Here is an 8,876-nt window from a genome sequence, read left to right as displayed (position 1 = left end):
CACCCAGATGGGCCAGCCGGTCCCGCCGCAGGATGAACTGCGGCGCTGGATCGGCCCGTCGCTGCGCACCAGCTTCGCGCCGCTGTTTGCCGACCCGGCCGATGTCGAACAGGCAGTCACCTACTACCGCGAACGCTTCGACGTGGTGGGCTGGCGCGAACACGCGGTGTACCCGCGTATCGGCCAGGTCGTGCAGGAACTGCACGACCGCGGCCACCGGCTGGCCATCGTCACGGCCAAGAACGAGCCGCACGCGCGCCGCATCATCGACCACCTGCCGTTTGGCAGCTGCTTCGAGGACGTCATCGGCGCCACTATCGACGGCAGCCGCAGCGAGAAACCGCAGCTGGTCGCCGAAGCCCTGCAGCGCCTGTCGCTGACCCCGGACCAGTGCTGGATGATTGGCGACCGGCGCATGGATATTGCCGGCGCGCGTCATCACGCCATGCGCAATATCGGCGTGTTGTGGGGTTTTGGCGGCGCCGACGAACTGCAATTGGCCGGTGCGCAGCACCTGGCAAACACGCCGGACGACCTGCTCACGCTGCTCGCCTGAGGCACGCGGCGGCGTCCCGTACGCCGCCGCATGTCGCGCGCAAAGCCAACCGGGTCGGGCCTTGTCGGCATTTGGACGCCAACCGATGTCCGCCCGGCGGTCCGCCGGTGTCTGCAGGACAACAGCAAGAGCCAGCTGCCCCAAGGCTGTAAACGTATTCATGGGACGTGAAGGGTGTGCTAATTTCGATCCTTTCCCGGGAGCCCATTTACCATGATTGAGCGTCAGCGCCGCACCAAGATCCTTGCCACCCTCGGACCGGCCACCGACCCGCCGGGCGTGCTGGAGGATCTCTTCCGCGCCGGCGTGAACGTGGTCCGCCTCAACTTCAGCCACGGTGACCCGTCCGGCCAGGCCAAGCGTGCCGCCGACGTGCGCGCCGCCGCGCAGCGCGTGGGCGTGGAAGTGGGCATCCTGGCCGACCTGCCGGGCCCGAAGATCCGCATCGAGCGCTTCGCCGAGGGCAAGATTCACCTCAAGGCGGGCGACCGCTTCGACCTGGTCGCCGCGGCCAACCCGCCCCCGGGCGACACCACCCAGGTGGGCGTGAGCTACCTCGGCCTGCCGCAGGACGTGGTGGCCGGTGACGTGCTGCTGCTCGACGACGGCCTGATGCAGCTGCAGGTCCTGGAAGTGCAGGGCGAGCGCATCATCAACACCGTGCTCAACGACGGCGTGCTGTCCGACCGCAAGGGCCTGAACAAGCAGGGCGGTGGCCTGTCGCTGGGCGCGCTGACCGAGCGCGACAAGGAACTGATCGGCATCGTGGCCAAGATCGGCGTGGACTTCATCGCCGTCTCGTTCTGCCGCAACGCGCAGGACATGAACGATGCACGCGCCATTGCCGAATCGCATGGCTGCTACGCCGCGCTGGTGTCCAAGATCGAGCGCACCGAAGCCATCGAGAACCTGGAAGAAATCGTCGACGCCAGTGATGTGGTGATGGTCGCCCGTGGCGACCTGGGCGTGGAAATCGGCGACGCCGAACTGCCGGGCCTGCAGAAGAAGATCATCAAGGCCTCGCTGGCCCAGAACAAGGTGGTGATCACCGCCACGCAGATGCTGCAGTCGATGGTCGAAAGCCCGATCCCGACCCGCGCCGAAGTGCTGGACGTGGCCAACTCGGTCATCGACGGCACCGATGCGGTGATGCTGTCGGCCGAAACGGCCGCGGGCATGTACCCGGTCAAGGCGGTCGAAGCGATGGCGCGCATCTGCCTGGGCGCCGAACGGCAGTTCCAGACCGAAACCGACTTCGGCGCCTCGCCGCGCAATCTGGAACGTGCCGACCAGGCCATTGCCATGGCCACCATGTTCCTGTCCCAGCACGTGGGCGTGCGCGCGATCGTGGCGATGACCGAATCCGGTGGCACCGCGCGCTACCTGTCGCGTTTCCGTGCCTCGGCCCCGGTGTTCGCGGTGACCCGCCACGACGGCGCCCGTCGCCAGATGGCGCTGATGCGCGACGTGTTCCCGATCAACTTCGACAGCCGCGGCTTCACCCCGCGCGAAGCCGCACGCGGCAGCATCCGCCTGCTGGTGGAAGCCAACCAGCTGCAGGCCGGTGACCGCGTGGTGTTCACCAGCGGCGAGCACATGGAAACCCATGGCGCCACCAACACCCTGCGCCTGCTGGAAGTGGGTGAAGACGGGCGCGCCAGCGGTCTGGGCGACCTGTAAGGGCCGCGCCGGGCAAAAACCCGGCAGTGCAGCACACGGCGGCGCGGCGGAAACGTCGCGCCGTCCTGCGTTCGGCACCTGAAAGCGTTTCCAGATTCTGTGGACGGTCAGTTCACAGGAGGCGGGGGCTATAATTGCGGTTTTCCCGCACCCGCCACAGGAAATACATGAGCATCGAACAGCTGGCCGAAACCGCCCAGGCCATGGTCGCCCCGGGCAAGGGCATCATCGCGATCGACGAATCCACCGGCACCATCGGCAAGCGCTTCGCCAGCGTCGGCCTGGAAAACACCGAAGAGAACCGTCGCGCCTACCGCGAAATGCTGCTGACCACGCCGAAGCTGAACGAGCATATCTCCGGCGCGATCCTGTACGACGAAACCATCCGCCAGTCCACCAAGGACGGCGTACCGTTTGCCAAGTACATGGCCGACCACGGCATCATCCCGGGCATCAAGGTCGACAAGGGCGCCCACGCGCTGGCCGGCTGCCCCGGTGAGCTGGTGACCGAAGGCCTGGACGGCCTGCGCGAGCGCCTGCAGGAGTACTACAAGCTGGGTGCGCGCTTTGCCAAGTGGCGCGCGGTGATCAACATCGGCGAAAGCATCCCGTCGGGCACCTGCATCGAGTCCAACGCCCACGCGCTGGCCCGTTATGCGGCGCTGTGCCAGGAATGCGGCCTGGTGCCGATGGTCGAGCCGGAAGTGATCATGGACGGCGACCACGACATCGAGACCTGCTACGAAGTCACCGAAGCCACCCTGCGTTCGCTGTTCGACGCGCTGTACCAGCAGAACGTGCTGCTGGAAGGCACCATCCTGAAGGCCTCGATGGTCATCTCCGGCAAGGGCTGCGAAGAGCAGGCCGACGTCGAGGAAGTGGCCGAGTCGACCGTGATGTGCCTCAAGAGCACCGTGCCGGCGATCCTGCCGGGCGTGGTGTTCCTGTCCGGCGGCCAGACCGACGAGCAGTCCACCGCGCACCTGGATGCCATGAACCAGATGGGCAACCTGCCGTGGCCGCTGAGCTTCTCCTACGGCCGCGCCATGCAGCAGGCCGCGCTGAAGCTGTGGGCCAAGGACACCAAGGCCAACATCGCCAAGGCACAGCAGACCGTGTACGACCGCGCCAAGGAAAATGGCCAGGCGGCACTGGGCAAGTGGAACGGCTGATACCAGCCTGACCGCACCTGAAAAAATGCCGGCCCTGTGCCGGCATTTTTTTTGCCGGTAGAGCCACCCCATGGGTGGCTGCACGCCACGCGTGATCGAACCGTCGGCCGCACTGCAACGCACCGCCCACACCATTTTTTCTGGCACGATGCGATCCATCTTTCCCGGATGACGATCGATGATCGTGCGCAAATGGACCTGCTTGTCGGCCCTTCCACTGCTGCTCTGCGCCGCGCTCGGCCACGCCGCGCCTGCCCGCGGCTTCGATGTGCTGGACTACCGCGTGGCGCTGGTGCCCGACATCCCCGGCAAGCGCGTTGACGGCACGCTGGTGATGCACTTCCGGGCCGAGCAGCAGCTGCACGCCGTGACCCTGGACAGTGGCGCGCTGACCATTGCGTCGGTGCAGCAGGACGGCCGCGCGCTGTCGTTCGAACAGGGCGACAGCCGCGTGCACATCACCCTGGCCGCGCCGCTGCGGGCAGGCGATACCGGCAGCGTGCGGATCGTCTATGCGGGCGCGCCACCGTTCGGCCTGGAATTCGCGCCCGAGCGCGACGAGGTCTACACCGTGTTTTCCACCAGCCAGTGGATGCCCTCGGTGGATGCGCCCGATGAACGGGCCCTGCTGGCGTTGTCGGTGACCTTGCCCCCCGGCCTGCTGGCCACCGGCACCGGGCGCGCGTTGCCCACGCGCGTGCTGGCCGACGGTCGCATCGAACACCGGTGGCAGCTGGACACGCCGATGCCCGGCTATGTGTACGGCTTTGCCGCCGGCCGTTACCAGCAGGCGGCGCAGCAGCACGGGCCCATCGCGCTGCGCTTCCTGTCGGTGGATCGAACGCCGGCACAACTGCAGACGCTGTTTGCCCGCACCGGCGACATGCTCGACTTCTTCGCTGCGCGCGCCGGGCTGTCCTACCGCGGTGAGAGTTACCAGCAAGCACTGGTGAAACGTACCATCGGCCAGGAAATGGCCGGGCTGTCGCTGATGTCCGAGGCCTACGGGCAGGGCGTGCTGGACGATCCGGACGACACCGCACTGATGGCGCACGAGGCCGCCCACCAGTGGTGGGGCAACCGGGTGACCTGCGCCAGCTGGCAACACTTCTGGCTCAACGAAGGCATGGCCAACTTCATGACCGCCGCGTACCTGCAGCATGCGCAGGGCGAGGCGGCCTACCAGGCGCAGGTGCAGGGCTGGCGCACGCGGCTGGACGCGCTGCGCGCCAAAGGTGCCGACCATGCGCTGGTCTATGCCTCCTGGGATGCGCCCACCGCCGACGACCGCGCAGTGGTCTATCGCAAGGGCGCGTATGTACTGCACCTGCTGCGCGGTGAACTGGGGGAGGACGCGTTCTGGCGTGGCCTGCGCGATTACACCGTGGCCAACGATGGGCGTTCGGTGACCACCCTCGACTTCCAGCACGCGATGGAAAAGGCCGCCGGGCGCTCGCTGCAGCCGTTGTTCCAGCAGTGGGTGTACAGCGCAGACATAACGGCGCGCTGAAAACGCCGGTCAAGGCAGGCCCCCGCCGCCTTACGGCAATGACGGCCCGTGGATGCCGTTGATGCTGGCATCGGAAGAGAAGATGAAACGGTGCTCGACGCGGCCGTCCTTGCCGTCCACCGTCACATCGATCATCGAATAGGCGGGCGTATTGCCGCCCAGCGACAGCGACTGTCGCCACTGCTCCACCTGCGCCGCATCAGTGCGGCTGTCCGTGGAGATCGTGCCCGCACACAGGCTCAGCCCGCAGGCAAAATTCTGCATCGACAGCCCCGGGGTGTCCTTCAGTGCGGCCTGCAATGTCCGGGAATACGCGTCGGTCAATTCCGCCGCTTCCGGGACGCGCATGGACTGCTGGGCGATCAGCGACAGGTAATGATCGAACGCGTCGCCCTGCAGCGCGAGCATGGCCTGGTCGAAGGAGAGTGCCGAGCCCTGCAGCATCGCCGATTCGAAAGCGAGGTAGGGCGTTGCGCTGGACGCATGGGCCATCGACGGAGACGCCTGCTGCGCGGCGGGCGCATCTGCGTCATGCCTGGTGTGGGGCAGCTGCGGTGCGCGCGTCCCCGACGTGGCTGACGCTGCCGCGCCCACGCCGAGCAGGTTGGCCACGGACGGTGGCTGCAGGACGTACCAGGCACCGGCCACCAGCACGACCACCGCCAGGCCGATTCCCCACCGCGTGCTTCCCTTGCGCATCCCCTTCTCCGTATTGGCTGCCGAACCCCTGCGCCACAACCGCGTGGTACAGCGCAGACACTATCGGCGGTACGCAGGTGGAAATAGAACACAGTTCACGTTTCGATTCGCGGCATGCGCAGTAGGCTGGATTGAGATGCATGTGGCCTATCGGTTCAAGCATCTACATACGCGGTCTACGATGGCCGGGGAGCGTGTGCGGAGGGGCGCGCGATGCGTCTGCTGCCATCCGGCGTTGCGGCTGTGCCATGTTTCATCGGAATGGAACGTTCTTCCCAACAGGAGTAGGAGTGATGATGAAGCGTCAACTGTTTCCCGGTGTAGTGGCCGTACTCGTTGCAGGGGGTCTGCTTGCAGGCGTCGCATTCGCGGCCACCCAGACCATCACCGCCAGCACCCGCAACGGTGGCTCCACCCCGGGCAGCGCCACGGCCACCTCGGCGTCCCGCGTCACCTGTACCCAGGCGTCCGGGGCAACGGCGGGCACCATCCCGCGCTGCAGCCTGCAGGCCCCGGGCTGGAACGGCGTGGTGGAAGTAGGGAAGTCGATCGGCACCACGGGCGCCGGCAACGTGGTCCTCAACTGCAACGGCAGCTACCCCGCCAACGGCGGCCTGAGCTGCACCGCGCAGATCGACGATACGGTGTGCACGGCATCGCAGACGATTTCCGGATCGGCCAGCGGCGGCAGCTCGTATCGCGGGCTGGCGGCCGTCAAGGCCAATGCCACCATCCAGTGCGTGTCCGCCACGGGTGGGACCGGTGGCACAACCTGCGGTATCCAGGCGCCGGGCGCGAATGCGTCGATGACGGCGGGCCAGACGATCACCTCCTCCGGGCCGGGCACGGTCGCGCTGTCGTGTGGCGGTCAGTATCCCGCCTCAGGCGGTGGGCTGAACTGCACCGCCCAGATCACCCAGGTCTGCCCTTGATCAAGGCGATGTGGAAAACGCCGGCGATGCCGGCGTTTTTCCTGCACCAAGCGCGTGCGATCAATGCGACGCGGCCAATCCTGCATCGCCCAGCGGTGGCATCACCAGCGGGCGAGGCTCGTCGGCGGCCTGTCCTGCCGATGCCAGTGCCTGCAGGTAGGCTTTCGCGGTGGCCGTGTTGAAGGCCACCAGTACGATCCGCTTGGGCTGTGCATGGCTGCGCTGCCACGCCAGGGTTTCGGTCACGGCCACCTGTGCCGCCTGGTGGATCGGGTAGCCGAATACCCCGCAACTGATGGCCGGGAACGCAATCGACTGCAGACCCAGCGTTTCGGCCAGCTGCAGTGACTTCCAGTAGCAGTTGGCCAGCAGGGCCGGTTCGTCGCGCTGGCCGTCCTGCCACACCGGGCCCACCGTATGGATCACATGGCGGGCCGGGAGGTTGTAGGCCGCCGTGGCGCGCACCTCGCCGGTGGGGCAACGCATGCCCGGGCGGATCTCGGGCAGGGCCTGGCATTCGGCCAGCAGCGCCGGGCCGGCCGCGCGATGGATCGCGCCGTCCACGCCGCCGCCGCCAAGCAGGGATTCGTTGGCCGCATTGACGATCGCATCCACCGCCAGGGTCGTGATGTCGCCCTGCCACACTTCGATCTTCATGCGTGCCGCTCCTTGATACTGATACCGGGTCCATGCAACGGGTGACTGCTGTCTCGCACGTTACCGCGCGGGGGATCTAGGCTGCGTCATCATCGTCTCAGGCGGCGCGACCCGGCGTGCGCCGCCCTGCAGTTCACACGATGCGGCCCATTGGCTTCACCGTAGATGAAGGCAAAGGCGATAGCTGAATGCGAAGACGCCCACCGGGCGGTGGGCGTCTCGGGGTTCATCAGACCAACGCGGGGCTCAGGGCAGACCGGCCAGCCAGTCGTCGTCGGAGCCTTCGTTGATGTCGGCAAACAGGGGGGTGGAGAAGTAGCGCTCGCCGGTGTCGGGCAGCATCGCCAGGATCACGCTGCCCTTCTCGGCCCGGTCGGCGATGTCCAGCGCGCTGGCCACCGTGGCCCCGGCCGAGATGCCCACGAAGATGCCTTCCTCGGCAGCCAGCCGGCGCGACGTTTCAATCGCGCGGGCGTCGTCGATGCTCAGCAGTTCATCGTAGACGCCGCGGTTGAGCACCTCCGGCACGAAGTCCGGGGTCCAGCCCTGGATCTTGTGCGGCTTCCATTCCTCGCCCTTGAGCAGTGCCGCGCCGGTCGGTTCGGTGGCGATGATGCGGGTGTCCGGGCGGGCCACCTTCAGCACCTCGCCCACGCCGGTCAGGGTGCCGCCGGTACCCCAGCCGGTCACGAAGTAGTCCAGGCGCCTGCCGGCGAAGTCGCGCAGGATCTCCGGCGCGGTGGTATTGCGGTGGTAGGCCGGGTTCGCCGGATTGGCGAACTGGCTGGCCAGGAACCAGCCGTGCTCGTCGGCCAGCTCCTTGGCCCGGCGCACCATGCCCGAGCCGCGCTCGGCCGCCGGGGTCAGGATCACCTTGGCCCCGTAGGCGCGCATCAGCTTGCGGCGCTCGATGGAGAAGGTTTCCACCATGGTGGCCACGAACTTGTAGCCGCGGGCGGCCGCCACCATCGCCAGCGCCACGCCGGTGTTGCCCGAGGTCGCCTCGACGATGGTGTCGCCGGGCTTGAGCACGCCGCGCGCTTCGGCGTCCAGGATGATCGCCAGCGCCAGCCGGTCCTTCACCGAGCCGCCGGGGTTGAACGACTCGACCTTGGCGTAGACGGTGACGTGGTCGGGGGCGATGCGGTTCAGGCGGACCACCGGGGTGTTGCCGATGGTGTCCAGGATCGAGTTGTACAGGGCCATGGGAATGCTCCAGGGAAGTCCGTTCACCGCGCCCGGCGCGGCAGGGGGAGGGCAGGGCGGGGATGCTCCGGCAGACCGTAGCCCCGGCATATGCCCCCGGGAAATGACCTGATACCCTTCTTAAACAACATTTGGTTATAAGCTGGTGACGGCAATTGCCCTACAGTCGGATTGCCCTCCCTTCGCCTGCCGTGCCACACGCCCATGACGCTGACCCAACTCCGTTATCTGGTGGCCATCGCCGACGCCGAGCTCAACATCACGCTCGCCGCGTCGCGGGTGCATGCCACCCAGCCTGGCCTGTCCAAGCAGCTCAAGCAGCTGGAAGACGAGCTGGGCTTCCTGTTGTTCGTGCGCAAGGGGCGCAGCCTGGAAGCGGTCACGCCGGCCGGCGTGGAAGTGATTGGCCGCGCACGCGCCGTGCTGGGCGAGGCCAACAATATCCGCACCTACGCGGCCAACCA

Annotated in this window: 8 protein-coding genes and 1 pseudogene; 6 read left to right on the top strand and 3 right to left on the bottom strand. The window is 67.2% G+C overall.

Annotated features, from left to right (window positions below; translation table 11 throughout):
- The 4 genes from DBR34_RS20055 to DBR34_RS20040 all read left to right on the top strand — a co-directional run.
- A partial coding sequence (locus DBR34_RS20055; protein ID WP_128098089.1) for an HAD hydrolase-like protein occupies window positions 1-556 on the top strand: 556 nt, incomplete at its 5' end.
- A gap of 213 nt (window positions 557-769) precedes the next feature.
- Window positions 770-2,236, top strand: a complete 1,467-nt coding sequence (pyk, locus tag DBR34_RS20050) for a pyruvate kinase (protein ID WP_128098086.1) — start codon at window positions 770-772, stop codon at window positions 2,234-2,236.
- A 167-nt stretch (window positions 2,237-2,403) separates the two neighbouring features.
- Window positions 2,404-3,408, top strand: coding sequence for a class I fructose-bisphosphate aldolase (locus DBR34_RS20045; protein ID WP_128098085.1), 1,005 nt, complete (start codon window positions 2,404-2,406; stop codon window positions 3,406-3,408).
- A gap of 178 nt (window positions 3,409-3,586) precedes the next feature.
- The gene (locus tag DBR34_RS20040; protein ID WP_128098084.1) at window positions 3,587-4,918 is read left to right on the top strand and encodes a M1 family metallopeptidase; all 1,332 of its coding nucleotides are present in this window, start codon (window positions 3,587-3,589) and stop codon (window positions 4,916-4,918) included.
- Window positions 4,919-4,948: 30 nt separating this feature from the next.
- Here DBR34_RS20040 and DBR34_RS20035 read toward each other — a convergent pair whose 3' ends face one another.
- Window positions 4,949-5,617 (bottom strand): hypothetical protein, encoded by a 669-nt coding sequence (locus DBR34_RS20035; protein ID WP_128098083.1) that lies wholly within the window; start codon window positions 5,615-5,617, stop codon window positions 4,949-4,951.
- 296 nt (window positions 5,618-5,913) lie between these two features.
- On the opposite strand from DBR34_RS20035, the gene DBR34_RS20030 reads away from it, so the two are divergent.
- Window positions 5,914-6,549 (top strand): hypothetical protein, encoded by a 636-nt coding sequence (locus DBR34_RS20030; protein WP_128098082.1) that lies wholly within the window; start codon window positions 5,914-5,916, stop codon window positions 6,547-6,549.
- A gap of 60 nt (window positions 6,550-6,609) precedes the next feature.
- Here DBR34_RS20030 and DBR34_RS20025 read toward each other — a convergent pair whose 3' ends face one another.
- Window positions 6,610-7,206: an O-acetyl-ADP-ribose deacetylase gene (locus DBR34_RS20025; RefSeq protein ID WP_128098081.1), complete on the bottom strand. Its 597-nt coding sequence runs from the start codon at window positions 7,204-7,206 to the stop codon at window positions 6,610-6,612.
- A 246-nt stretch (window positions 7,207-7,452) separates the two neighbouring features.
- Complete coding sequence (gene cysK, locus DBR34_RS20020; protein ID WP_128098080.1) at window positions 7,453-8,412, bottom strand: cysteine synthase A; 960 nt, start codon at window positions 8,410-8,412, stop codon at window positions 7,453-7,455.
- A gap of 204 nt (window positions 8,413-8,616) precedes the next feature.
- Between cysK and DBR34_RS24295 the strand changes: the two are divergent.
- A pseudogene (locus tag DBR34_RS24295) lies at window positions 8,617-8,876 on the top strand (LysR family transcriptional regulator); the annotation flags it as partial.

This window comes from Stenotrophomonas sp. HMWF003, assembly GCF_003061285.1.
In the GTDB taxonomy this organism is placed as follows: Bacteria; Pseudomonadota; Gammaproteobacteria; order Xanthomonadales; family Xanthomonadaceae; genus Stenotrophomonas; species Stenotrophomonas maltophilia_AP.
Note: the sequence above shows the minus strand (reverse complement) of the source record. Positions and strands in the feature narration are given on the sequence as shown.

Excerpts from the sequence above, each read along its gene's own strand:
- pyk (WP_128098086.1), top strand. The coding sequence starts at position 770 with ATGATTGAGCGTCAGCGCCGCACCAAGATCCTTGCCACCCTCGGACCG.
- DBR34_RS20035 (WP_128098083.1), bottom strand. The coding sequence starts at position 5,617 with ATGCGCAAGGGAAGCACGCGGTGGGGAATCGGCCTGGCGGTGGTCGTG.
- DBR34_RS20030 (WP_128098082.1), top strand. The coding sequence starts at position 5,914 with ATGAAGCGTCAACTGTTTCCCGGTGTAGTGGCCGTACTCGTTGCAGGG.
- DBR34_RS20040 (WP_128098084.1), top strand. The coding sequence starts at position 3,587 with ATGATCGTGCGCAAATGGACCTGCTTGTCGGCCCTTCCACTGCTGCTC.
- DBR34_RS20025 (WP_128098081.1), bottom strand. The coding sequence starts at position 7,206 with ATGAAGATCGAAGTGTGGCAGGGCGACATCACGACCCTGGCGGTGGAT.
- cysK (WP_128098080.1), bottom strand. The coding sequence starts at position 8,412 with ATGGCCCTGTACAACTCGATCCTGGACACCATCGGCAACACCCCGGTG.
- DBR34_RS20045 (WP_128098085.1), top strand. The coding sequence starts at position 2,404 with ATGAGCATCGAACAGCTGGCCGAAACCGCCCAGGCCATGGTCGCCCCG.